24 protein-coding genes and 1 pseudogene are annotated in these 24,255 nt (G+C 70.4%); 10 read left to right on the forward strand and 15 right to left on the reverse strand.

What is annotated here, in order from left to right:
• Positions 1–64: 64 nt before the first annotated feature.
• From FE633_RS22355 to FE633_RS22365, 3 genes are all read right to left on the reverse strand, one after another.
• A complete protein-coding gene (locus tag FE633_RS22355; protein ID WP_138046933.1) occupies positions 65–1,702 on the reverse strand; it encodes a carboxylesterase/lipase family protein in 1,638 nt (545 codons plus the stop codon).
• Between the two features lie 478 nt (positions 1,703–2,180).
• Positions 2,181–2,402, reverse strand: a complete 222-nt coding sequence (locus FE633_RS22360; RefSeq protein WP_138046934.1) for a hypothetical protein — start codon at positions 2,400–2,402, stop codon at positions 2,181–2,183.
• 139 nt (positions 2,403–2,541) lie between these two features.
• Positions 2,542–2,979 (reverse strand): DUF4442 domain-containing protein, encoded by a 438-nt coding sequence (locus FE633_RS22365; RefSeq protein ID WP_138047002.1) that lies wholly within the window; start codon positions 2,977–2,979, stop codon positions 2,542–2,544.
• Between the two features lie 87 nt (positions 2,980–3,066).
• Here FE633_RS22365 and FE633_RS22370 point away from each other — a divergent pair, with 87 nt between their 5' ends.
• The 3 genes from FE633_RS22370 to FE633_RS22380 all read left to right on the forward strand — a co-directional run bounded on the left by FE633_RS22370 (position 3,067) and on the right by FE633_RS22380 (position 6,562).
• Positions 3,067–4,083, forward strand: a complete 1,017-nt coding sequence (locus FE633_RS22370; RefSeq protein ID WP_138046935.1) for a DUF8017 domain-containing protein — start codon at positions 3,067–3,069, stop codon at positions 4,081–4,083.
• Positions 4,084–4,148: 65 nt separating this feature from the next.
• Positions 4,149–5,174 carry a DUF8017 domain-containing protein gene (locus FE633_RS22375; RefSeq protein ID WP_138046936.1) on the forward strand — a complete coding sequence of 342 codons (1,026 nt, stop codon included), beginning with the start codon at positions 4,149–4,151 and terminating at the stop codon, positions 5,172–5,174.
• Between the two features lie 83 nt (positions 5,175–5,257).
• Entirely contained in the window at positions 5,258–6,562 is a 1,305-nt protein-coding gene (locus tag FE633_RS22380) for an MFS transporter (protein WP_246113768.1), read from the forward strand.
• 8 nt (positions 6,563–6,570) lie between these two features.
• Here the strand turns inward: FE633_RS22380 and FE633_RS22385 are convergent, their stop codons facing one another.
• The 4 genes from FE633_RS22385 to FE633_RS22400 form a co-directional block, all read right to left on the reverse strand.
• On the reverse strand, positions 6,571–7,416 hold the full coding sequence (locus FE633_RS22385) for a spermidine synthase (protein ID WP_138046938.1): 846 nt from the start codon (positions 7,414–7,416) through the stop codon (positions 6,571–6,573).
• 90 nt (positions 7,417–7,506) lie between these two features.
• Positions 7,507–8,064, reverse strand: a complete 558-nt coding sequence (locus FE633_RS22390) for a DinB family protein (RefSeq protein ID WP_138046939.1) — start codon at positions 8,062–8,064, stop codon at positions 7,507–7,509.
• 104 nt (positions 8,065–8,168) lie between these two features.
• Positions 8,169–9,347 (reverse strand): elongation factor Tu, encoded by a 1,179-nt coding sequence (tuf, locus tag FE633_RS22395; protein ID WP_138046940.1) that lies wholly within the window; start codon positions 9,345–9,347, stop codon positions 8,169–8,171.
• Between the two features lie 294 nt (positions 9,348–9,641).
• Entirely contained in the window at positions 9,642–10,328 is a 687-nt protein-coding gene (locus tag FE633_RS22400; protein WP_246113769.1) for a DNA alkylation repair protein, read from the reverse strand.
• 154 nt (positions 10,329–10,482) lie between these two features.
• Here FE633_RS22400 and FE633_RS22405 point away from each other — a divergent pair, with 154 nt between their 5' ends.
• Positions 10,483–11,256, forward strand: a complete 774-nt coding sequence (locus FE633_RS22405; protein WP_138046942.1) for a TVP38/TMEM64 family protein — start codon at positions 10,483–10,485, stop codon at positions 11,254–11,256.
• A gap of 37 nt (positions 11,257–11,293) precedes the next feature.
• Here FE633_RS22405 and FE633_RS22410 read toward each other — a convergent pair whose 3' ends face one another.
• Positions 11,294–12,463: a thiolase family protein gene (locus FE633_RS22410; RefSeq protein WP_138046943.1), complete on the reverse strand. Its 1,170-nt coding sequence runs from the start codon at positions 12,461–12,463 to the stop codon at positions 11,294–11,296.
• 140 nt (positions 12,464–12,603) lie between these two features.
• Between FE633_RS22410 and FE633_RS22415 the strand changes: the two genes are divergently transcribed.
• Positions 12,604–13,098, forward strand: a complete 495-nt coding sequence (locus tag FE633_RS22415; RefSeq protein WP_138046944.1) for a winged helix-turn-helix transcriptional regulator — start codon at positions 12,604–12,606, stop codon at positions 13,096–13,098.
• Here FE633_RS22415 and FE633_RS22420 read toward each other — a convergent pair.
• From FE633_RS22420 to FE633_RS22430, 3 genes are read right to left on the reverse strand one after another with little or no spacing between them, the layout of a single operon-like run.
• Positions 13,080–13,847, reverse strand: a complete 768-nt coding sequence (locus FE633_RS22420; protein ID WP_138046945.1) for a cupin domain-containing protein — start codon at positions 13,845–13,847, stop codon at positions 13,080–13,082. The two genes, FE633_RS22415 and FE633_RS22420, sit on opposite strands and share 19 nt — an antisense overlap.
• Positions 13,799–14,752, reverse strand: coding sequence for a DUF6807 domain-containing protein (locus FE633_RS22425; RefSeq protein ID WP_138046946.1), 954 nt, complete (start codon positions 14,750–14,752; stop codon positions 13,799–13,801). Before FE633_RS22425 ends, FE633_RS22420 begins: the two co-directional genes overlap by 49 nt.
• Positions 14,749–16,005 carry a Gfo/Idh/MocA family protein gene (locus tag FE633_RS22430; RefSeq protein ID WP_138046947.1) on the reverse strand — a complete coding sequence of 419 codons (1,257 nt, stop codon included), beginning with the start codon at positions 16,003–16,005 and terminating at the stop codon, positions 14,749–14,751. The genes FE633_RS22425 and FE633_RS22430 overlap by 4 nt, the downstream gene beginning before the upstream one ends.
• Positions 16,006–16,325: 320 nt before the next feature.
• Between FE633_RS22430 and FE633_RS22435 the strand changes: the two genes are divergently transcribed.
• Entirely contained in the window at positions 16,326–17,201 is an 876-nt protein-coding gene (locus FE633_RS22435; protein ID WP_138046948.1) for an undecaprenyl-diphosphate phosphatase, read from the forward strand.
• Between the two features lie 190 nt (positions 17,202–17,391).
• Here the strand turns inward: FE633_RS22435 and FE633_RS22440 are convergent, their stop codons facing one another.
• Positions 17,392–17,952, reverse strand: a complete 561-nt coding sequence (locus FE633_RS22440; protein WP_138047003.1) for a carboxymuconolactone decarboxylase family protein — start codon at positions 17,950–17,952, stop codon at positions 17,392–17,394.
• A gap of 217 nt (positions 17,953–18,169) precedes the next feature.
• On the opposite strand from FE633_RS22440, the gene FE633_RS22445 reads away from it, so the two are divergent.
• The gene (locus FE633_RS22445; protein ID WP_119105591.1) at positions 18,170–18,349 is read left to right on the forward strand and encodes a hypothetical protein; all 180 of its coding nucleotides are present in this window, start codon (positions 18,170–18,172) and stop codon (positions 18,347–18,349) included.
• Positions 18,350–18,474: 125 nt separating this feature from the next.
• Here FE633_RS22445 and FE633_RS22450 read toward each other — a convergent pair whose 3' ends face one another.
• Positions 18,475–19,215 (reverse strand): SDR family NAD(P)-dependent oxidoreductase, encoded by a 741-nt coding sequence (locus tag FE633_RS22450; RefSeq protein WP_138046949.1) that lies wholly within the window; start codon positions 19,213–19,215, stop codon positions 18,475–18,477.
• 181 nt (positions 19,216–19,396) lie between these two features.
• On the opposite strand from FE633_RS22450, the gene FE633_RS22455 reads away from it, so the two are divergent.
• From FE633_RS22455 to lnt, 3 genes are all read left to right on the forward strand, one after another.
• Positions 19,397–20,650, forward strand: a complete 1,254-nt coding sequence (locus tag FE633_RS22455) for an MFS transporter (RefSeq protein WP_246113770.1) — start codon at positions 19,397–19,399, stop codon at positions 20,648–20,650.
• 52 nt (positions 20,651–20,702) lie between these two features.
• Positions 20,703–21,188 carry a nuclear transport factor 2 family protein gene (locus tag FE633_RS22460; RefSeq protein ID WP_138046950.1) on the forward strand — a complete coding sequence of 162 codons (486 nt, stop codon included), beginning with the start codon at positions 20,703–20,705 and terminating at the stop codon, positions 21,186–21,188.
• Positions 21,189–21,269: 81 nt separating this feature from the next.
• Positions 21,270–22,922: an apolipoprotein N-acyltransferase gene (lnt, locus tag FE633_RS22465; RefSeq protein ID WP_138046951.1), complete on the forward strand. Its 1,653-nt coding sequence runs from the start codon at positions 21,270–21,272 to the stop codon at positions 22,920–22,922.
• On the opposite strand, the gene FE633_RS22470 is transcribed toward lnt, so the two are convergent.
• Both FE633_RS22470 and FE633_RS48565 read right to left on the reverse strand, forming a co-directional pair.
• Positions 22,846–23,751, reverse strand: a complete 906-nt coding sequence (locus FE633_RS22470) for a Gfo/Idh/MocA family protein (RefSeq protein WP_138046952.1) — start codon at positions 23,749–23,751, stop codon at positions 22,846–22,848. The two genes, lnt and FE633_RS22470, sit on opposite strands and share 77 nt — an antisense overlap.
• A 102-nt stretch (positions 23,752–23,853) precedes the next feature.
• Positions 23,854–24,227, reverse strand: a pseudogene (locus FE633_RS48565) (monooxygenase); the annotation flags it as partial.
• Positions 24,228–24,255 lie beyond the last annotated feature (28 nt).

Below are 24,255 nucleotides of genomic sequence, written 5' to 3' on the forward strand. Positions count from 1 at the left end.
CAGTCCCAAAGGTTGCACTGGTGCTCACAGTGAACAGTCGTCCTCCGCAGGATCGGCCCCCCGTTCACCGGGTCGAGGGAGCGTCCCAGAGGTCGCACTGGTGCTCACGGCTGACGGTCGCGCTCTGGCTGTTCCCGCCCTGTGAGGGGGTGCGCAGGGAGAGCACCTTCTCCTGCCCGTCCGGCATCGCCGGCTGCCCGTCGGCGCGCGGCACACCGTCCCGGATGAACGACCCCCAGTACTGGATCATCTGCCGCGAGAGCACCCGCTGCTCGGCGTTCAGCGGGGACTCCAGACCGAAGTGCTTGAAGAGGTACTGCACCTCGTTCACATGGGTCGCTCCGAAGTCGAAGTCCGTGCCGAGGTTCCGCAACGAGGCGAAGGGCGGCGACGTGCGGTCGGCGAACTCGTACGCGTAGACCGGGCCGCGGTCCTCGAGCACGTCGTCGAGCCGGAGCGCCGGGCAGGCCATCAGTTGGTCCCCGAAGGCGGTGGCGTACGCGAGGGTCGGCGACGCGTAGTCCGACAGCGGGTACCGCTGGAGTACCCGGTCGGCCCGCTCCGCGCCGAATGCGGATCGCACCACATCGGGATACCGCTCGGCCGTGAGCGGCTTCCCGTTCGCGTCGAACTGGGCGAAGGCGAACATCCGCCCCTCGTCCTGATTGGCTCCGTCGAGTACGGGGACACGGGCGGCCGCACCGTTCGCGTACGCCTCGAAGGGCTGCACGGGCAGGAAGTCGCCGCCGACCACGGGTTCCCAGGGGAAGCCGGCCTGGGCGGCGAGGACTTCCTTGGCGGACTTGCCGCGCAGACAGGCGACGCTCGTGCACCCCAGCTTCTCCATGAAGGCCGCGCCCTGAGTCACCGCCTCCTTGTGCGTGCGGGCCGCGCAGTCCTCATACGCTCCGCTTTGGACGATCCCCGCGCGGTACAGGCCCTGTGACATCGGCGAAGCCATCTGGGTGCAGACCGAACGGCCGCCCGCGGACTCGCCCGCGATGGTGACGCGGCCCGGATCGCCGCCGAAGCGGCCGACGTTGGCACGCACCCAGCGCAGGGCCGCCCGCTGGTCGAGCATTCCGAAGTTGCCCGACACACCGTCGCGCGCCTCGCGGTCGAGCCCGGCCGCGGCGAGGAAACCCATCGCGCCGAGGCGGTAGTTGACGGTCACCACGACCGTGCCGGTCTGCCGCGCGAAGGTGTCGGGCACGATGTCCTCGCCCGCGCCCGCGGTCAGCCCGCCACCATGCAGCCAGACCATGACCGGACGCCGTCCGGCGCCTTCGGGGACGTACACATTGAGGTCGAGGCAGTCCTCGGTGTGGCTGGGCTCTTCGTAGCCCGGGTCCCAACTCTTCGTCTGGACACAGCGGTTGCCGAAGTCCCGCGCGGCGCGCACGCCGTGCCACTTCTCGACGGGCCGTGGGGCGCGCCAGCGGAGGTCGCCGACGGGCGGTTGGGCATAGGGGATGCCCAGGAACTGCCGCCCTTCGGCGGTGGTCTCACCGCGGACCCAGCCCTGCTCGGTCCGGACGAGGGGCGGGTCCTGAGCGGCCGAGGCAGGGGACGCCGCGGTGGATGTGGGCGCGGCAGCGAGGAGGGTGGCGGCCAGTGCGGTCAGCACAACGGCGAGGCGGCGCATCACGCCTGAACCTCTTGGCAGACGCGGGGCCGATCGCCGGGACACGGTGTCGGGCATGAGCCGTCACTCCTTGGGTGCGCGGGCACGTCGTTGGGGAGCGCATGTACACGTGTCACCGGCAAGTTGGCGTTCGACCCTTGAACGTGTCGTTGCGCCAAGCGAATTGATGTGCCGTCAGGTGTCACGGGTACGCAGCGGAAAACTAGATCCGGCGGTGACTCGTGTCAATGAAGTGAACAAAAGACCGGCCGAACTCCCACAGGAAACGAAGGAAACCCGCCACCGGCGAGTCTCGCGCGGCGCCCCGGAGAGGACCCGGGGCGCCGGCGCCGCGGCGGCCGCTTTCTTACACCGCGGAGATGCCCTCCAGGCCGGACCCGGCAAGGGGGCAGTCCGGTGACTGTAGCGACCTTGGCGAGCGAACGGTTCCGGCCGCTACGGAAGCCATCGACAGTACCGGAAAGCCGTTCCGCGCGTGCCTCACCCTCGTGGTCGGCGAGTGCGGAGCCGACTGCTGTCGCCGGAACCCGGTCTTCTAGTCGCGCACGTCCATGCGGCTGATTCCTCCAGAGCCGCCCGTGTGATGCAGGGCCCGGGCGCGGCGTCTCGCGTCGCGGATGCCCCGGGTGGCGGCCGATTCGATGCGATGAGCTTCGGCACTCGTTCCGAGTCGTCGGCGCTCACGTCGCACCAACACGCCCGTGGCCCAGGCAAGGACCCCGAACAGAGCCGCCCCGACGAACAGCATGATCACCATCACCAGCCCCTCCCCCCGAGGCTCTCGGAGCCGCGATGCCCCATCATCCGGGCTCAACCGGCCCTGATCAAGAGGCGCCATCGGCCACTCCGCGTCAACGAGCCCGCCGGCAGTCGGCAAGCAGGGCCGACTGCCCGGCTCAGCCGTTCGGGCGCAGGGTCCAGGTGACCGTCATCTCGCCGGTCACGGCGCCGTCCTCCCGCTGGATGGCGACGGTCACGGGAAACTCGGGGCGCTTGCCCTCGTCGAGTTCGGCGACGACGTCGGCGATGGGGCGGCCGAGCGTCGCGGTGGCCGTGACGGGCCCCCTGGCGATCTTCTTGAACGCGATCTCGGCGGTGACGGGAAGCGGTACGGCGCGCGCGAGCTGGTCCCCGAACGCGGCGAGGACGATCGCCCCGCTCGCCGACTCGCCCAGCGTGAACATCGCTCCGGCGTGCGGCCCGCCGACGTGGTTGTGGTACTCGCTCTGGTCCGGCAGGGCGAGGACGGCTTTCTCCGGCGTGGTCTCGAGGTATTCGAGTTTCAGGGTCCGGACCATCGGCACCGTGGCGGCGAGCATCTCGCCGATCGACATCTGGTCTGCGCTCATGACCGGAATGTTACCCACGAGTAGCCACTCCTGACCAGAGCCGACGAGGTGATCGCAGTATCGTTGCCGCGCATGTGGCCAGGAGAACAGCCGCCAGGGGGCGCACAGAATCCGCAGCAGCAGCCGAACGCCGGGGGCGCTCAGCAGCCCAACCCGTATCAGCAGCCCGGATACCAGCAGCCGAATCCGTATCAGCAGGGCCCGCACCAGCAAAATCCTTACCAGCAGGGCCAGTTCCAGCAGGGCCCGCAGGCCGACGGCCACTGGAACGCTCCCACGGTCCCGGCGGGCGCGTCCGTGCCGCCGCCGGGCGGCGGGCGCACGAAGCTCATCGCGATCGTCGCGGCGGCCGTCGTCGTGGTCGCATCGGGTGTGACCGGATTCGTGCTGCTCGGCGGCGACAAGGACGACCAGGCCGTTCCGAAGCCCACCAAGTCCAGGGCGCAGCCGACCGGTTCGGGGAACCCGCGCGACTCCGACGGGGAGCAGCCGACCGTCGCGGGCTGGAAGACCGTGGTGAACCCCAAGGTCGGCATCGCCTTCGACGTGCCGACGGACTGGGCACTCGAGTCGCCCGACTGGGTCTCGTACGTCTCCGAGGACGACGATCCGGAGGACAAGCCCCTGGCCGCCATGGCCGCTCCGGCGTACCTCAAGTCGAAGTGGTGCGGGACGGACGAGGACAAGGACGGCAGCGTGGACTACACGCCGCTGGCGGGCGCGGGCACCCGGGGCAACAAGGGCGCCAAGAGCACCGAGGAAGTCGCACGCGCCGACTCCAAGTCCTGGGTCTACGGGGCCTACACACAACCGGAGAAGGCGAACATCGACTCCGGCGCGGTGGAGTCGTACACGACGAAGTCCGGCATCACGGGCAGTCTGGGCACCGCGTGGTCCACCGGTGTGAAGAAATCGGGTAAGTGCGACAGCGACGGGAAGGCGACGGTGTTCGGCTTCAAGAACGCCGAAGGAAGGTTCGTCTCGTGGGCGTTCCAGGGCGTCAAGGGCGTGTCCGACGAGGTACCGGACGCCACGGTGCGGAAAATCCTCAGCACCGTGCGCCTGTATGAGGGCCCGTCGGGGTCCTGATCCGGTACGTCACCGGCAAGGGGCAGTGACAAAACCGTGTCCCTACGCCGCTAGGGTTGGCGCCCATGTGGCCAGGACAGCAGCCGCCCGGGGGCGAGCAGAACCCGCAGGACCCGAATCAGAATCCGTATCAGCAGCCGGGGTACCAACAGCCGAATCCGTATCAGCAGCCCGGATTTCAGCAGCCGAACCCCTATGCGCAGCAGCCCGGTCAGCAGGGCTGGGCTACGCCTGCGGACCCGCTGGGCGCCCCGCAGGCGCCGCAGGGTGGCGGTGACAACAAGAGGACGAAGATCGTCGCGATCGTCGCTGCCTCGGCCGTCGTCGTCGCGGCCGGTGTCACCGGGTTCCTGGTCCTGGGCGGCGACAAGGACGACACGGCCAAGGACCCCGACAAGAAGGGCCCGGCCGCCACGGCCCCCGCGTCCAAGAAGCCGAGCGCGTCCGCGTCCGGCGACGAGGACAACCCGCGCGGCAGCAGCAGCGAGAAGCCGACCGTTCCCGGCTGGAAGGTCGTGGTCAACCCGCGGTTCGGCACCAAGTTCGACGTTCCCGCCGAGTGGGAACTCGACACCGCTGACACCAGCGTCGGCTTCGAATGGGAAGAGAAGGGCAAGACGGACCGGACCACCGTGACGGCTCCCGCCTATCTCAAGTCCAAGTGGTGCACGGACGACGACGACAAGGACGGCCGCGACGAGGACACCGCCCTGGTGACCGCGGGAACGCGTGGCGAGAACGGCGCCAAGAACACGACTGAGGCGGCCGAGACCCGGGTGCCGTGGTGGATCTTCGGCGGCTACACCCAGCCGGACAAGAAGAGCGTCAAGTTCTCCAAGCCGAAGGCGTACACCACGGCTTCAGGCCTGAAGGGCAGCGTCGCCACCTCGTGGTCCGAGAACACGCCGCAGAACGGCAAGTGCGACAGTGAGGGCAAGGCCATCACCTTCGCGTTCAAGAACGGTGCGGGCGATTTCGTGACCTGGAACCTGTTCGGCGCCAAGGGCGTCGACGAGGAGATTCCGGAGGCGACCATCCAGAAGATCCTGGCCACGGTACGCCTCACCGACAGCGCTCCCACGGATTCCTAGCCTCCGGGAACAAGCCGCGACCGCCCCTCGCTACGGCGCAAAGGGGACTGGTGACCCGGGTCGGCGACGACGATAGTTCCCCGGTGACCAGTCCCTCCGCCGTGCCGAGACTTCCGCGCCGCCCTGACTGGGCGGGCCGGAACTACACGCTGCTGACCGCCGCCGCGGTCGTGACGAACCTGGGCAGCCACGGCGCACTGATCGCGGCGGCGTTCGCCGTGCTCGACGCGGGCGGCGACGGCGGTGACGTGGGCCTGGTCGCCGCGGCCCGTACGCTCCCGCTGGTGCTGTTCCTGCTGATCGGCGGCGCGGTCGCAGACCGGCTGCCGAGGCACCGCGTGATGGTCACCGCCAACGCCCTCAACTGCCTCTCGCAGGCGGCCTTCGCGGTCCTCGTGATCGCGGGTGAGCCCCGGCTCTGGCAGATGATGCTCCTGACCGCGCTCGGCGGCACCGGGCAGGCGTTCTTCAACCCCGCTGCCGAGGGCATGCTGATGTCCTCCGTCAGCGGCGAACAGGTCGGCCGTGCCTTCGCGTTGTTCCGGCTGGCGACGCAGGGGGCCGGCCTCGGCGGGGCGGCGCTCGGCGGGGCGATGGTCGCCGCGATCGGTCCGGGCTGGGTACTCGCCGTGGACGCGGTGGCGTTCGCGGTCGCGGGGGCGCTGCGGGTCTTCCTCGACGTGAGCCACATGCCGCCGCGCGCGCCGGGCGGCGGCCTGCTCGCCGATCTCCGGGACGGCTGGCGAGAGGTGATCGGCCGCCCCTGGCTGTGGTCCATCGTCGCGCAGTTCTCCGTAGTGGTGGCCGTCGTCGCCACCGCAGAGGCGGTGTACGGTCCGCTGGTCGCCCGGGACAGCCTCGGCGGGGCCGGTCCATGGGGGCTGGCCCTGGGCATGTTCGGCGCCGGCAACGTCGGCGGCGCCCTGCTGATGATGCGGTGGAAGCCACGCCGGCTGCTGCTCGCGGGCACCCTCTGCGTCTTCCCCCTGGCCGCACCGTCGGCCGGACTCGCGATACCGCTGTCGGTGGCCGGCCTGTGCGTGGTGATGTTCCTGAGCGGCGTGGCCCTGGAGGTCTTCGGGGTTTCCTGGATGACCGCGCTGCATCAGGAGATCCCCGAGGACAAGCTCTCCCGTGTCTCGGCCTACGACTGGTTCGGCTCCGTCTCGATGGTGCCGCTCGCCACGGCTCTCGCGGGCCCGGCGGAGGAGGCCTTCGGACGTACGGAGTCCCTGTGGGGGTGCGCCGCGCTGGTCGTCGTGGTGACGGCGGCCGTGCTGTGCGTGCCCGACGTGCGGAATCTGACGCGCCGTACGAAGGAAGTGGTGCAAGCGGTGCCGACGAAGAATGAGCCGGTGGGATCGGAGGAGCGGGTCGGCCGTTCCTGAACGATGGGTCAGCCGATACTGAACGCGCCGTCCGGAGGCTCCGGCGACGGGACTGCGTTCTCGTCCCGTACGGGCTCGGCGTCTCCCAGGAAGGCGCGCAGCGCCGCGCCGTGCTCGACCCGGGCCGGGAACGCGTCGGAGGCGGTGCGGCGGGCGAGGGTGCCCGTGTCGACGGCGTGGTGGGAGGCGACGAGGATCGCGTTGCCGAAGCGGCGGCCGCGCAGGATGCCCGGCTCGGCGATCAGCGCGAGCTCCTCGAACACCGTGGAGAACGTGGCGAGTTGGGAGCGCAGGAAGGCGAAGGGCGCGGCGTCGGCGAGGTTCGCCAGGTAGACGCCGTCGCCGCGCAGGACCCGTTCGGCCTCGCGGGCGTACGCCACCGACGTCAGGTGTGCCGGGACGCGTGAGCCGCCGAAGACATCGGCGATCAGGACGTCGACGGAGTCGGAGGCGGCGGTTTCGAGCCAGGCCCGGGCATCGGCGCCGTGCAGCGTGATCCCCGCGTCGTCGGGAACGGGCACATGCTCGGCCACGAGGGCCAGCAGCCCCCGGTCGGCCTCTATGACGTCCTGACGGGATCCCGGCCGAGTGGCGGCGAGATACCGGGGCAGGGTGAGCGCGCCGCCGCCGAGGTGCAGCACGTCCAGCGGGCGCCCCGGCTCCGTGAGGGTGTCCAGGACGTGTCCCAGCCTCCGCGCGTACTCGAACTCCAGGTGCGTCGGCGCGTCCAGATCGACGTACGACTGCGGCGCCCCGTCGACCGTCAGCAGCCAGGCCCGCTTCCGGTCGACGTCCGGCATCAGCTTGGCGGTCCCGTGATCCACGACCCGCGTCACGGGTATCGGCTCGTCCACGGTTCCATTGTGCCGTTCCGGCCGGGCCGGCAGGGCAGGTCCCGTCCTGTCACCGCCCCGGTGACAGGGCACGTGGCGGACCGGCCCGCCTCACAGGCCTGTCGCTCCGTCGATGCGCTCGCGGAGGAGATCGGCGTGCCCGTTGTGCCGGGCGTATTCCTCGATCATGTGAATGAGGACCCAGCGCAACGACACCGGCCCGCGCCAGGAGTCCTCTCCCACGACTTCGAGATCGGGTGCGTCGGCGACGAGGGCTTCGGAGAAGGCCACCTCCGCACGCCAGGCCTCCCAGGCCTCGGCGACGACCGCGCGATCGGCCTCCGCACCGTCGAAGTCACCGTCCGGGCGCACCGGCGAGGAGAAGCGCGCGGGCGCGTCCTGCCCGGCCATGACCTGCCGGAACCAGCGGCGCTCCACATCGGCGAGGTGCCGCACCAGTCCGAGCAGCGAGAGCGTGGAGGGTTCCACGGACCGCCGGGCCAACTCCAACTCCGCTTCCAGACCTGAGCACTTCAGTTCCAGCGTCGCGCGCTGGGCGCCGAGCATGTCGACGAGCATGGTGCGCTCGTCCACGACGGCCGAGGTACTGAAGCGACGGTCCTGCTCGGCGGCGATGAACATTTCGGCTCTTCTGCGCGGCGTGGTCATGCCCGCCATCATCGCCCCGGCCGGGAGGCGGGCGTGGGCGGGTTGCCCGCCTCCCGTACCGGACCCCTGTACCGGACGAGAGGCGGGCCCCCGGTCGATGTCGCTCAGTCGACCGAGGTCACCGTGCCCGCGCCGACCGTGCGGCCGCCCTCGCGGATCGCGAAGCCGAGGCCCGACTCGAGCGGGACGTCACGCCCCAGCTCCACCGTCATGGTGACGGTGTCGCCGGGCCGCGCGACCGCCCGCTCGCCCAGGTCGACGTCGCCGACCACGTCCGCGGTGCGGATGTAGAACTGCGGCCGGTACCCGGTGGACACCGGCGTCGTACGGCCGCCCTCGCGCGCCGACAGGACGTACACCCGGGCCGAGAAGCGGCGACTGGGTACGACGCTGCCGGGCGCCGCGACGACATGGCCGCGGCGCACCGTGTCACGTGCGACACCGCGCAGCAGCAGCGCCACGTTGTCCCCCGCCTGCGCCTCCGCCATGGGCTTTCCGAAGGTCTCCAGGCCGGTGACCACCGTGTCGACACCGGCGCCGAGCACTTCGACCCGGTCTCCGACCTTGATCGTGCCGCGCTCGACCGCGCCGGTGACGACGGTGCCGCGGCCTGTGATGGTGAGCACGTTCTCGACGGGCAGCAGGAACGGCGCGTCGAGATAGCGCTCGGGCATCGGGACGTACGTGTCCACGGCGTCGAGCAGCGCGTCGATCGCCCCGGTCCAACGAGGGTCCCCTTCAAGGGCCTTGAGCCCGGAGACCCGTACGACCGGTACGGAGTCACCGCCGTAGCCGTGTGCGGAGAGCAGTTCGCGGACCTCCAGCTCGACGAGGTCGGTGAGCTCCTCGTCACCCGCGTCGGCCTTGTTGAGAGCCACCACGATGTGGTCGACACCCACCTGCCGGGCGAGCAGCACGTGCTCGGCTGTCTGCGGCATGATCCCGTCGAGCGCGGAGACGACGAGGATCGCCCCGTCGAGCTGCGCGGCCCCGGTGACCATGTTCTTGACGTAGTCGGCGTGGCCCGGCATGTCGACGTGCGCGTAGTGCCGGGTGTCTGTCTCGTACTCGACGTGCGCGATGTTGATGGTGATGCCGCGCGCCGCCTCCTCCGGCGCCCGGTCGATGCGGTCGAACGCGACGTACTGGGTCGTGCCGCCGGCGCCGCGCTCGGCGAGGACCTTGGTGATGGCGGCGGTCAGGGTGGTCTTGCCGTGGTCGACATGGCCCATCGTGCCGATGTTCAGATGCGGTTTCGTGCGGACGTAAGCCGTTTTGGACATGGCGGTACCTCGAAGCCTTCCGGTACTGGGTGATGCTCCCGGCGATGCGGGACGGGGACCCCGAGGAACTTGCCGACCCTCCCCCTGCGGGGTCCGCCGGACGATCCGGAGAGGGTCAGCTTCGGGCGCCGTCGACGGCGGCCACGGTGATCAGGACGGCAGCCTTCGGGGCATCCGCGACCGCGGATGCTGCGAGGAGGAAGGCGTGCCGGGGCATGAGGCGATCATTGCGGACACATCGGCCCACGTCGAATGGTTTTCGGCGGCCGGGAGCCGGGTGTTTCCCCTGGTGCGTCAGGAGCCGATGTTCTTGAGGGCCTCACGCACCGACAGCGGCGAGAGCCGCTCCCGGGCCACGAACTCGCGCACGGCCCGCGGGTCCGTCTTGGCGTACTCGCGCAGGCACCAGCCGATCGCCTTGCGGACGAAGAAGTCGGTGTGCCCGGACTGGCGCAGGCAGTACGCGAAGAGCCGCTCCGTGTCGGTCGCGTCCTTGTAGCGCAGCTGGTGGAGGAGCGCGGTGCGGGCGACCCACAGATCGTCGTCCTCGATCCACGCGTCCATGTCCGTCCTGAGCGTGGGGTCGGCGGCGACGAGGCCTCCCACCACGTGGCAGGCGAGCAGGTCGACGGTGTCCCACCATGGGACGGTGCTGACGAGGTGCCGGGCGACCGGCAGGAAATCGGAGGAGCAGCGCTTCACATGGCGGCGCAGGTAGTCGACGGCGAAGTAGTGGTACTCGCGCTCGGGCAGCCGCCAGCAGCGCAGCGCGACCGCGGTGCAGTCCGCCTGGTCGGGGCGTGCCGTGCCGTCGAGGACGGTCCGGGACAGGACACGGCGCTCGGGCGTGGTCAGGCCCAGGAAGGGCGCGACGTCCTTCATGTAAGCGCGCAGGGTCACGGCGCGTGCCGGATCGGCCGCGGCGGCGTAGGTGGTGGTGAGCCGCTCCAGCAGGGTGTCCGCGAGGGCACTGGGCGGCACTGCCGGAGAGTCGCGCGCTGTCGCCGGGCGCTCGCGCGATGCCTCCGGACGACGGCGCGGTCCCTCTTGACGGCCACCCGGTGTTCGTGAGCCTGTGACGCCCATGAGACGAACCATACGGCGATCACACATATTTGTCGGTTAGTGTCACCGGATGCCCGATGCCACCACCCGCTCTGGGGGCACCGCAACGGCCACTCCCCCGGCCGTCTCCACAGAGTTCGCCACAGCTGAGTTCGCCACCGCGCCGACGGGTCTTGCCGCGCGCTGCACGAGAGTCGTGCTCTCGCCGTGGTCCCGGCTGTCCCTGCTCGTGACGCTGCTCGTGGCCGCCGCCGCGACCGTGCTGCTCTTCCAGCCGCAGAAGCTGCTGGCCGACGGCTGGCCACCGGCGCTGAACGGTGCCGCCGCGGCCGTGGTGTTCGCGGTGGCGTACGGGCTGTGCACGGTCGCGTTCGTGCCGCGGCCGCTCCTCAACCTCGCGGCGGGCGCTCTCTTCGGCTCGGAGCTGGGAATCGGGGCCGCGCTCGCCGGCACGGTGCTCGGTGCCGGGGTCGCCTTCGGGCTCGGCCGGATGCTCGGGCAGGACGCGCTGCGGCCACTGCTGCGCGGGCGCTGGCTGAAGGTGGCCGACGGCCAGCTCAGCCGCCACGGGTTCCGCTCGATGATGGCTCTGCGGCTGTTCCCCGGAGTGCCGTTCTGGGGCGCGAACTACTGCGCGTCCGTCTCCCGCATGGGCTGGCTTCCCTTCCTCCTCGCCACGGGACTCGGCTCGATCCCGAACACGGCCGCGTACGTCGTGGCCGGCGCCCGCGCCTCGGCGCCGACGTCGCCCGCCTTCCTGATCGCCATGGCCTGCATCGCCCTCCCGGCCCTGGCCGGAGCGGCCATCGCCTGGCGCAAGCGCCACCATTTCCGCGGCCGCTGACTGAGAAAACCGGTCACGAAGGGCAGGCCTGTCCGCTCTACAGCCCCTCCAGCACCATCGCGTTGGCCAAGCCGCCCGCCTCGCACATCGTCTGGAGGGCGTAGCGGGCACCGCGCAGGCGCATCGCGTGGACGAGAGTGGTCGTCAGACGGGTGCCGCTCGCGCCGAGGGGGTGTCCGAGTGCGATCGCGCCGCCGTGGACGTTGACCTTGGCGAGGTCGGCGCCCGTCTCCTGCTGCCAGGCGAGTACGACACTGGAGAAAGCCTCGTTGACCTCGAAGAGGTCGATCTCGTCCAGGGTCAGCGACGCCTTGCGGAGCACCTTCTCGGTGGCGGGGACGACGCCCGTGAGCATGAGCAGCGGATCGGATCCGGTGACGGCGAAACTGTGCAGCCGGGCCAGCGGGCGCAGACCGAGGCGGGCCGCGGTCTCGCTCGACGTGATCAGCACGGCAGACGCCCCGTCGTTGATGGGGCTGGCGTTGCCCGCGGTGACGTTCCACTCGATCTGCGGGAAGCGCTCGGCGAAGCCGGAGTCGTAGTAGGCGGGCTTGAGTCCGGCGAGGGTCTCGGTGGTGCTGGCGGGCCGGACGCACTCGTCGCGGCTCACCCCGTCCAACGGGGCGACCTCCGGGTCGAAGAGCCCGCCTTCCCAGGCCGCGGCCGCCTTCCGGTGCGAGTCAACCGCGAACGCGTCCATCTGCTCCCGTGAGATCGACCACTTGGCCGCGATCAGCTCGGCACTGATGCCCTGCGGCACCAGGCCCTCCGGATAGCGCTCGGCGACTCCGGGCCCGAAGGGGTCCTTGCCCGGCGGCACGTTCGACCACATCGGCACGCGGCTCATCGACTCCACCCCGCAGGCCACGACCAGGTCGTACGCGCCCGACATGACGCCCTGCGCCGCGAAGTGCACCGCCTGCTGGGACGAACCGCACTGACGGTCCACCGTCGTCGCGGGCACCGTCTCGGGGAAACCGGCCGAGAGCAAGGCGTAACGGGTGGTGTTCATGGCCTGCTCGCCGACCTGGTCGACCGTGCCGCCGATGACGTCGTCGATCAGCGCCGGGTCGACTCCGGAGCGCTCGACGAGCGAGCGCAGCGTATGGGCGAGGAGCTCCACGGGATGGACATGGGCGAGGGAGCCGTTGGACTTGCCCTTGCCGATGGGGGTGCGTACGGCTTCGACGATGACTGCGTCACGCATGTGGGGCCTCCTTGGCCGCCGACTACCGAGCGACCACCGCCCGACTGGTGAGCGACTAGAGAGCGACTAGTGAGTAGGAAATTCAAACTCACCATAGCTCGGCGAGTTGGAAAAGCAAACCCTCGCCTAGACTGGGCCCCATGGCCGCCTCCAAGGACCCCCGCCCCTGCTCGATCGCCGATGCCCTGGCACTGGTCGGCGAGAAGTACTCCCTGCTCGTCCTGCGCGAGGTGTGCCTCGGCAACGGACGCTTCGATCAGCTGGTCCGCAACATCGGTGCCCCGCGCGACGTCCTGGCCACGCGCCTGCGGCGCCTCGTCGACGCCGGCATCCTGGAGAAGTCGGCCTACAGCGAGCGCCCGCAGCGCTTCGAGTACCGGCCCACGACCGCGGGCCTCGAACTGGAGCCGGTCCTGCTGACACTCATGGCGTGGGGCGACCGCCATCTCCGGAAAGACGACGATCGCCCCATGGTGATCGAGCACATCTGCGGCCACGAGCTGCTCCCGGCCGTCACCTGCTCCGTCTGCGGCGACACGGTCCGGCACGAGGACCTGACCGCCCACCCGCAGGCCCCGGGCTGGACGGTGGCGGGCCCCGCCGAGGCGAAGCCTCCTCAGACGGTCCCCTCGTAGACATCAAGCCGCCCACACATCCCGAACTTGCCGTACGTGGACGGCTGTTCGGTCCGTACGACGGCGTCGGCGAGGTGGGACACATCGCCCCGTTCGAGCCGATCGAGCTGATCGTCCGTGGCCGCGGCGGCCGCCCGCGCCCCGCGCTGCCAGCGCTCTCGCCATTCGGCGAGCCGGGGACGCACCAGCGCGGCCGCCGCCCGGTGGAACGCGGCGAGCGGCTCCGGCCCGTCCGCGTCGCGCAGCGCCCGATAGCCCTCGAGAGCAAGGTCGCGCCGGGTGCGCGCGATCCGCTCCCGCTCCGCCTCGGGCGCGTCCGCCGGGATGGCGGTGGCGGCCGCGTAGGTCTCCGGGTCGGTGAGGTACTTCGGAGGCAGCGTGAGGACCGCGTCCCCCGCCTCCGGCAGGCCGTTGTTCTGCATGAGGACGGTGATGCGCAGGTCGTCCTCGTTGACGAGCCGGTGGATGGTGCCGGGCGTGAACCAGGCGACCGTGCCGGGCGCGAGAGGCGCGACCTCGTATCCGGACGTCGTCAGGGTCTGCACCGCGCCACGCCCGCCGGTGACGACGTACGCCTCCGAACAGGTCAGGTGCAGATGAGGCGTGCCACCGCACACCCCGTCCGCGGCGGGCCAGTCGTAGACCGAGAGGTGCGAGAGGGCGACGGCACCGGGGAGTCCGGTGAAGCCCGGGGCGGCGCTCACCACGGGTGCCCCGCCAGGTACTTGGCGATCTCCTCGCGCTCCCATGCGCCGTCGGCGACGACGACGCGATAGCGACGGGTGAGGGTGTCGCCGGGGGCGAGTTCCAGCTCGTCGAAGAAGGCGAACGACGGGGCGACGGCCGCGAACGGCTCGTTGCGTACGAACCAGTGGGCCGGGTGCGCGCCACCCTTGCCGGTGTGGTCGTTCTCCGGGGCATGCGCGAAGACAAGAGTCGCGTACCCGTCGGTGACGTCGTGCTCGCCCGAGTAGGCGAGCCAGGGCGCCTGCTGCCCCATCAGCTCGGGGCCTTCGCCGTCGGGCCCGACGATCCGCCCGTCCCGGAACGCTCGCGGACCGCGCCAGAACAGCCCCGTGTATCCGGCCATCTCCCGGCCGGCCGTCGTCGGACTGCCGAACAGCAGGGGTTCGTCGCGCCGGTTGGTGACGGCCGTCGTCCAGGTCAGCGCCCAGGACCCGGACGCCGGGTCCACGTCGTGCACCTCGATACGGCGCTCCTCCTCGGCCCACAGCGTGCCGTCGTACGGGTGCCAGGTGAGCCGCTCGGCGATGACCGCGCGGCCACTGCCGGTGCCGTCGGCACTGTCCGCGCTCACCTCGTCGAACGTGACATGCGCCATCGACCCGACGCGCTCCGGGAGTTCGAGGTAGCCCTGTCCGTGCACATACGAGTTGCCGCCCCACAGGTTCGCCCCGGACAGGTGCGAGGCGGTCATCTGGAGGCCCTTGTGCCAGCGGTGGTCGTTGGGCCGGTAGTCCGTGACAACGTTGCCCGTCAGCGTCCTGAGCGGATGCAGATACGGCTTCGGTGCCTCCCAGGCCGCCTCGGGGCCGTAGACGTAGCTCAACAGCTCGACGCCGGTGGTGGGTTCGGTGATCGTGATGCGGTCGCCGTGAGCATGGACGATGCGCAGGCCGTCGGGTGCGGTCATGCCGGTACCTCCTCCTGGTGCGTCGCCGGTGCCCAGCCGGGGGCGCCGCCGTGCAGGGCGGTGTAGTAGGGGTCGCCGGGGCCGATCTCGCCGGCCCGTACGGTCGTGTCCGTGAACGCCGACTTGTACAGCGCGGTGATCAGCTCCAGGCTGGTGCGCCCGTCGGCGCCACTGCTGCGCGGACGTTCGCCCGCGCGCATGCTCGCGACCAGGTCGCGCAGCTGCGCCAGGTGCGAACTCGGCACGTTGGCGCCGAAGTCCTGCCAGGCGGCCACGTCCTCGGCCGGTGCGTCCGGCGTGGGGGTGACGCGCCAGTTGTCGTTGGTGTGGCCGTAGAGGTGGGTGAGTTCGACCGTCGCCCGCTCGCAGTCGATGCGGATCCGGCTGACCTCGTCCGGGCTGAGGACACTGTTCACCACGGTCGCCAGCGCCCCGCTCTCGAAACGTACGAGCGCGGTCGAGACGTCCTCGGTCTGTACGTCGTGCACCAGGCGTCCGGCCATGGCCCGTACCTCGGCCCACGGGCCGAGCAGGTCGAGGAGCAGATCCATCTGATGGATGCCGTGTCCCATGGCGGGTCCGCCGCCCTCGGTGTGCCACTTCCCGCGCCAGGGCACGGCGTAGTAGGCGGCGTTGCGGTACCAGGTGGTCTGACAGTGCGCCACGAGAGGACGCCCCATGGCCTCTTCGGCGATCAGGCGCCGTACGTGTCGCGCGCCCGAGCCGAAGCGGTGCTGGAAGACGATCGAGGCGTACGGACCGCCCGCGAGACCCTCCTCGGCCTCCACCGCGTCGAAGTCGGCGAGCGAGGGCACCGGCGGCTTCTCGCACCACACCCAGGCACCGGCGCGCAGCGCGGCGACGGTCTGCGCGCGGTGGAGGGTCGGCGGGGTGCAGACGGAGACGAGATCCGGACGCTGTTCGGCCAGCATCCGGTCGAGATCGGTGTAGGCGTGCGGGACGCCGCCTTCCGCGCAGAACCGCTTCGCCGCTTCGGCGTCGATATCGACCGCCGCGACGATCTCCACCTCTCCCTCGGCGGCGAGCGCGGCGAACGCGGGCAGATGGCTACCGCCGGCGATGGCTCCGGTGCCGATGATCGCGACCTTGATTCGGCGGCCGTCGAGCGGGGCGGCGGAGCGGCTCTCGTGCGGGGTCCTCTCGCTGGTGGTCACGCTGGTCGTCTTGCTGGTCGTCGTGCTCGTGGTCTCGCTGCTGGGCTCGCTGGCGGTTGCGTCGCGGGGGGTACGCATCTACGTGATCAGCACTCCATCGGACGTGACATCGGGTCTGGCGGACGCCTGTCGACCCCGGCGGCCACCGGCGGACAGCAAGCGCTTTCGCTCCTCGCGGAAACGTAAGCGGCCAAGTCGCGGCAGGTCAACACCCCGACACCGTTGCCGCGGGGTGCGCCGGGGAGTCCCTGTCCGCGATACGGAGGCCCTCTCGTCGCGCCGCCACCGGGGGGCGCTACGCTGCCCCGGGCGCGCCTGATCACCCCATACGACAACACGGCGCGTTCGTCCGCCCCTTCGCTCCACTCCCGCCCTCGGCACTTGGATCACGTACTTTCATGTCTTGGTTTGAATCCCTCGTCCTCGGACTCGTCCAGGGACTGACCGAGTTCCTGCCCATCTCCTCCAGCGCGCACCTGCGGCTGACCGCGGCGTTCGCCGGCTGGGAGGACCCGGGGGCGGCCTTCACGGCGATCACCCAGATCGGTACGGAGACCGCGGTGCTGATCTACTTCCGCAAGGACATCGCGCGGATCATCTCGGCGTGGTTCCGCTCGCTCACGAACAAGGCGATGCGGCACGACCACGACGCCCAGATGGGCTGGCTCGTGATCATCGGCTCGATCCCGATCGGCGTCCTGGGCGTCACGCTCAAGGATCAGATCGAGGGGCCGTTCCGCGATCTGCGCATCACCGCGACGACGCTGATCGTGATGGGCATCATCCTGGGCGTCGCGGACCGTCTCGCGGCACGCGACGAGACGGGCGGCAAGCACCGGGTGGCGAAGGAGCGCAAGACGCTTCAGGACCTGACCGTCAGGGACGGCCTGATCTACGGCGTCTGCCAGGCCATGGCCCTCATCCCCGGTGTCTCCCGCTCCGGCGCCACCATCAGCGGCGGTCTGCTGATGGGCTACACCCGCGAGGCGGCCGCCCGCTACTCCTTCCTCCTCGCCATCCCGGCGGTGCTGGCGTCCGGCCTCTTCGAACTGAAGGACGCGAGCGAGGGCGGGCACGTCTCCTGGGGCCCGACGGTCTTCGCGACGATCATCGCTTTTGTGGTGGGTTACGCGGTTATCGCATGGTTCATGAAGTTCATCACCACGAAGTCCTTCATGCCCTTCGTCTACTACCGCGTCGCCCTGGGGGTGCTCATCATTGTGCTGGTCAGCATGGGTGCGCTGAGTCCTCATGCGGCGGAATCGGCGGGCTGACGGCTGCCCTCTGCCCCGGGATACGTCCCCGGACGCGCCCCCGGACACAACGGAGCCGCCCGCCTGATCCCCCGCGGCGGGCGGCCCGTGCTCGATGTTCAGAACCGAACGAACTGAACGAGAACCACCGTAGTGCGGCGAGGGCTCAGGGGCACCTCAATAAAGGGCCCGCGACAGAACTCGGTCCACCTCAGCCCTCGGGAAACGCCCGCGCCCAGGGCTCCCGCTCGATCTCCAGGCCGTTGGCCACGTACGCGATCGTGCGGTACCAGCCCGCCAGGACCAGGAACTCGAGGGCCTCGGGTTCGTCGAGATGTTCCCGCAGATCGGTCCACGCCGCGTCGGACAGACGGGACGTGGCATGGAGTTCGTCGACGGCTTGGAGGAGGGCCGTCTGACGAGGCGCCCAGGCCTGGTCGGTCGGGGCACCGCTCACGGTGAGTTCGACCTGCTGCGGAGTCAGGCCGACGGACTCCGCGTACGTCGCCATGTGGACACCCCATTCGTACGCGCAGCCGCAGCGTGCCGCGACCCGGGCGATGACCAACTCCCGGTCGGCATCGGGCAGCCGGCCGTGGACGAGCAGACCCGCTCCGAGCGTACGGAGGCGGGAGGCGAGGTCGGGGTGGCGTTCGAGGACTTTGAAGAGCATCAGGGGTTCGCGCGCGACGCCCGGTGGCATCCAACGACGTAACGCACGTTCGGTTTCGGGGTCGTAGGGCGGTGTGACGCCGTCGACGCGCTGCTTCATGTCTCCCATGGCTCCCGACTGTTGCGCTTCGGAAATCGAAGCGCAAGAGCGAAAACGCAAGGAAACCACCAGGGGTTGTGTCGCAATGTGCGCATGTGCGGTGCGGGGCCGCCGAGTTGGTCACGAAACCCGCCGGGCGCCTTTCGTGACCAACCACATACTGGATGGGTAGTCGTTCGGTGGCGTGCTGTCAGTCCTTGGCCCTACGCTGGTTGGTATGTCCCCCAATTCCTTGACCCCTGGTTCCGTGCGGTCCGCTGCCGCGGTGAATGAGCAGATTCGCGCGTTGTGGATACGTTCGGGCGGCATGCTGTCGGCGCAGGAGCGGGCGGAGTACGAGCTGTTGGTCGTGGAGTGGGCAGCGGCCGTACGTGACGAGGTCATCGAGGCTGCCTGAGCGAGGCCATCTACGCTGCCTGAACTCCCCGGCGGCAGAGGGCCCGAGGGCCCCGGAGGCCGAGACCCCCGGAGGCCGAGAGCTCTGGAGGCCGAGAGCCCTGGAGGCCGAGAGCCCCGGCTCCCTCACCGCCCTCCGGCCACCCGCAGCACCGCCCCCGTCGCATACGACGCCTCCGGTGACAGCAACCACGCGATGGCCGCGGCGATTTCCTCGGAGGCGCCGGGGCGGCGCAGCGGGATCGAGGGGGCCAACCGGGCCGGGCGGTCCGCGTCACCCATCGTCGCGTGCATCTCGGTTTCGATGACGCCCGGGGCCACCGCGTTGACGCGGATGCCGTCCGGGCCGAGCTCCTTCGCGAGGCCCACCGTCAGCGTGTCGACCGCTGCCTTGGTCGCCGCGTAGTGTACGTACTCTCCGGGACCGCCGAGCGTGGCCGCCGCCGACGACAGATTGACGATCACGCCGGCGCCCCGAGGCACCATGTCCCGTGCGGCCCGGCGTGAACACAGCAGCGTGCCCAGGAGGTTGACCTCCACGACGCGCCGCAGATCGGCACTGTCCGTGTCGGCGAGCCGACCGAGCGGGCCCGTCACTCCGGCGTTGTTGACCAGTCCCGTCACCGGCCCGAGCCGTTCCGCCGCCGTGTCGAAGAGCCGATCGACGTCGCCCTCGTCGGAGGTGTCGACGCGCACGGTGACACAGCGGGCCCCCGCCTCACGTACGGCGGCCGCGGTCCGCTCGGCAGCCGCGTCGTCGCGTGCGTACCCCAGGACCAGGTCGTGCCCGTCCGCCGCCAGCCGTTGGCACGTCGCTCGACCGATTCCTCGGCTACCACCCGTGACGACCGTGACGGGACGAGACATGCGCGCTCCTTCGTGATCCATGCGACGGGCGGGCCGCCTACCCCGGGATTGTCCTTACTGATCGCTACTGATCGCTCCCGGATCCCCACCGGATCCCCACCCACGGCCTTTGGTATACCATCCAGTCGGCAAGGCCGCGGCCTCCAACAAGCGGTCGCAGCCGTTTCTCTTCTCTCGGAGCATGACGTTGTCAAGTTCTGGTCAGCACGAGACATCGACGTCGAACGAAGCGGCACACCCCACTCCCCCGGCCACACCCGCGAACGGATGGCCGGCGGTTCTGGCCGTCGCCTTCTCGGTCTTCATCGTGACCGCCACCGAGACGATGCCCATCGGTCTGCTCCCCGAAATGGCGGCCGACCTGAGGGTATCGGAAGGAACGGTCGGACTGACCGTCACCTTGTACGGACTGTTCGCCGGGCTGCTCGCTCCGCTCCTCACCGCGGCCACCCGCCGACTCGACCGCGGGAGGCTGCTGCTGGTCATCCTGGCTGTCTTCCTCGCGGGCAACCTCCTCACCGCGACAGCAGTGGACTACGCATGGCTGATGCTCGTCAGACTGCTGATCGGATTCATCCACGGCGTTCTGTGGGCCATCGTCGCGAGCATCGCCGTACGGCTCGTGCCGCCAGCGCAGTCCGTGCGTGCCACGGCCGTCGTGTTCTCCGGGATATCCCTGGCCACCGTCATCGGCGTCCCCCTGGGCGCCATGGTCGGCCAGTGGCTGAGCTGGCGCGCCGCCTTCTGGGCTCTGACCGTGTGCGGCGCCGTCGCCCTCCTCGCCACCGCGGTACTGATGCCTTCGATGCCCTCTCGCGACGGCGTCCATCTCTCCGAGCTGCCACGCCTGTTGAAGAGGGGCGATCTGCGCACGACGGTCGCGGTGACGGCCATCGTCGTGATCGGCCACTACGCCGCCTACACGTATGTCACCCCCTTCCTGCTGCGCAACGTGGGCGTGGCCGCGGACACCGTCGGGGTGCTCCTCCTCTGTTTCGGCATCGCGGGTGTCGCGGGCAACTTCGTGGTGGGAGCCGTCATCGGACGCGGACCGACACTGCGTACGGTCATCATCGGCCTGATCGTCGGCACCGCTGGATCCATGGCCCTGCTGCTCGCGGCGGGCAGCTGGCAGCCTGGGGCGATCGCGTTCCTCCTCAGCTGGGGGTTCGCCTACTCGGCCCTGCCGGTCGCACTGCAGACCCTGGTCCTGCGAAGTGCGCCGCACGCGCGAGAAGCGGCGACCTCCCTCTATGTCCTGTCGTTCAATGTCTCGATCTCACTGGGCGCGCTCTTCGGCTCGCTCGCCCTCGACCGCTCGGGGCCGTCACTGGTCATGCTCACCGGTGTCGCCTTCTGCGCTGCCGCCCTTCCCCTGGCCGCATTCCTGCATGGCCGGACGGATTCGGCCGAATGGACGCCACGCGGGCAGTGAATATCGCTGCACGCCCCTTGGCGCGGCCCGCCCGGTGGCCAACACTGAGCCGATGACGCAGCGCGTGGAACTCGCGACGGTGATGGACCGGCTCGCGGTCGACGGACTGATCACCGAGTACGCGGTGACGGTGGACGACGGTGACTGGGAGGCGTACCGGGGACTGTTCACACCGGACGGGCGCGCGGACTACCGGTCGGCGGGCGGAATCGAGGGGGATGCGGCGCAGGTCGCCGGGTGGCTCACGCAGACCATGGAGTTGTTCCCGATGCGGCAGCATCTGATCGTCAACCGCCGGGTGCGGTTCGGGCCACTGGAGCACGACACGGGCGATACGGCGCACGTGCGGGCGGACTACGTCAATCCGATGCGGTTCGCGGGACACGACGGCGAATCCTCCGCGCCCGACTTCGTGTGCGGCGGCCGGTACGAGTTCACTCTTCTGCGTACGGACAACGGCTGGCGCCTGCGCGAAGTGGTCGTCCACGAGAAGTGGCGCCAGGCCTCGCGGACACGTCAGGAGCCCGCCGCGACCTGAGCGGAGGCGCACTTACGGAGATCGTCCCGGGCGCGCACACTGGAGGTACGCACTGGCGCGGGAGGTCGAGGGAGCCGCTGCATGAAGCTGTCCGCCACAGATCTTCGACGACGTCTCGGCTCGCCCTGGTGGCGTGGCATCGCGGCCACACTCGCCGGTGCACTGCCCATGCTGAGCTTCCCGGAGCCGTCCCTGTGGTGGTTCGCGTACGTCGCTCTGGTCCCGTGGATCCTGCTGGCGCGCTCGGCACCGACAGGCAGGCGTGCGGCGTACGACGGCTGGCTGGGCGGGTTCGGCTTCATGCTGGCCGTGCACCACTGGCTGCTGCCGAACCTGCATGTCTTCACGCTGGTGATAGCGGCGCTGCTCGGGACGCTGTGGGCGCCATGGGGCTGGTTGACACGCCGGTTCCTGGCCGGAGTGCCCTCGCCCGGCAAGGTCGTGGCGGCGCTGTTCGTGCTGCCCTCGTGCTGGCTGATGGTCGAACTCGTGCGGTCCTGGGAGGGGCTGGGCGGGCCATGGGGTCTGCTGGGGGCAAGCCAGTGGCAGGTGGAGCCCGCGCTGCGGCTTGCCTCGGTCGGCGGAACGTGGCTGATCAGCTTCTTGGTCGTCATGGTGAACGTCGCGGTGGCCCTCCTCGTCGCGGTTCGCCCGTCGCGTGTCCCGGCCGTGGCGGGACTGGTGGCGACGGCCGCCGCCACCTCGGCGGCCTGGATGTGGTCGCCGCGCCCGGACACCGACAGCCAGGCGCGGATCGCCGTCGTACAGCCGGGCCCGATCACCGGCGGCGAGCCGCGGTTCGCACGCGAGGAGACGCTCACCCGGCAGCTGGCCGGGCAGGACCTGGACCTCGTCGTGTGGGGCGAGAGCAGCGTCGGCTTCGACCTCGCCGACCGGCCCGACCTCGCGGACCGGCTCGCCGCGCTCTCCCGTGACGTGGGCGCCGACATCCTGGTGAACGTGGACGCCCGCCGCTCCGACCGGCCCGGCATCTACAAGAGTTCGGTGCTCGTCGGCCCGCAGGGCCCCACCGGCGACCGCTACGACAAGATGCGGCTCGTCCCGTTCGGCGAGTACGTTCCGTTCCGCTCCGTGCTCGGCTGGGCCACCTCCGTCGGCGAGGCCGCGGACGAGGACCGCAGGCGCGGCACCGAACAGGTGGTCATGGACGTGGGGAACGGGCTGCGCGTGGGCCCGATGATCTGCTTCGAGTCGGCGTTCCCCGACATGAGCCGCCATCTGGCCCGGGACGGTGCAGACGTGCTGCTGGCGCAGTCGGCGACCTCGACATTCCAGCAGAGCTGGGCACCCGAGCAGCACGCCTCGCTGGCGGCGCTGCGGGCCGCCGAGACGGGCCGGCCGATGGTGCACTCGACGCTCACCGGCGTCTCCGCCGTCTACGGCCCGAGCGGCGAGCGGGTCGGCGACTGGCTCAGCACGAGCGCGAGCGCGTCGGCGGTGTACGACATTCCGCTGGCACACGGTGTCACCCCGTACGCACGGTTCGGCGACTGGCCGGTGTACGCGGCGCTGCTGGTCCTGACGGCCCTGGGTGCCACGGAGGGCGTACGGTCGCTGCGGCTGAGGCGGAACAGGCCGACCGGGCGTACCAGGCCGACCACGCCGGCCGGGCCGACCACGCCGACCAGGCGGACCCTCAGGCGGACCGCGTCTCCACCGCCTGAACGACCCTCTCGCACAGCTCGTGAGTCGCGAGTGCATCACGGGCGCTGAGGACCTTGCCCGCGCGTACGGCATCGAGGAAGGCGAGCACGGCCTGTTCGATGCCGCGCTGCCGGGCCACCGGCACCCAGTCGCCTCGGCGCCGCACGGTCGGCTGACCCTTGTGGTCGATGACCTCGGCGAGATTGACGACCTGCCGCTTGGTGTCCTGCCCCGACACCTCGAGAATCTCCTCGTTGGAGCCGCTCAGCCGGTTCATCACGCCGAGTGCCGTGAACCCCTCCCCGGAGAGCTGCAGCACGACGTGGTGCAGCAGTCCGCGCTCGACCCGGGCCCGCACGGTCACGTCGTCCACCGGGCCCGGCGCCAGGAACCGCAGCGTGTCCACGACATGGATGAAGTCGTCGAGGATCATCGGGCGAGGCTGTTCCGGCAGGCCGACGCGGTTCTTCTGCATCAGGATCAGCTCGCGCGGGTGGTCGGCGCACTGGGCGTACCCCGGTGCGAAGCGGCGGTTGAAGCCGACGGCCAGGCTGGTGTCCCGCTCCTCCGCGAGCCGCACCAGTCGTTCGCTGTCGGCGAGTTCATAGCTCATCGGCTTGTCGACATACGTCGCGACGCCCGCTTCGAGGAGCCGCGTCACGATCTCGGGGTGCGCGAGGGTGGGCGCGTGCACGAACGCCGCGTCGAGGTCCTGGGCGAGCAGTTCGGAGAGGTCGGTGTGGCGGCGCTCGGCGGGGATGTGGAGGCTGTCGGCGACCCTGGTCAGGGTGGCGGGAGTCCGTGTGTGCAGATGCAGCTCGACGCCCGGCTGCGTGGTGAGCACCGGCAGATACGCCTTCAGCGCGATGTCGCCGAGTCCGATGCAGCCGACCTTCACAGGGGGTCTCCTCTTCGGGGTGCCGATACACGTTCACAGGGCGCCTACGGGCGCCGGACTACAGGCCAAAACGGGGACCTGGGGGACCACAGTCCACGGGGGCTACGGGACCACGGGCCTCCGGCCAACGGAGGCCTCGCCCGAAGCATACGGCCGCTGCGGAGCCCGCCAGTCGGCTATGCCGTCGAAACTCCGCACAAGAAAAGCCGAGCCTGTTGTCCCGGAGGCACGGCGGCGATCGCGGCGTTGCGCAGGGCCGTCCTGGGACGGCTGCGCATCATCGCGAGACGAGCTACTCCGACGGCCTTGTGGACAGGGGCGGTCGCCCTGGCCAAGGGTCGGCGGCATGGCGTGCTCGGCGTCGCCAAGCAGCGCGACCCGGCCGCCGGGGAAGGCGGGCAGGGGCTCCGCGATGTGGTGGACGCGTGGCGCGGGACGTCCTCGGTGCATGCGGCGGCAAGAACGGCGGGGATCGGGACGACGACCCGCCAGGCTCGTGGAGGG

Source organism: Streptomyces montanus, assembly GCF_005786655.1.
In the GTDB taxonomy this organism is placed as follows: domain Bacteria; phylum Actinomycetota; class Actinomycetes; order Streptomycetales; family Streptomycetaceae; genus Streptomyces; species Streptomyces sporangiiformans.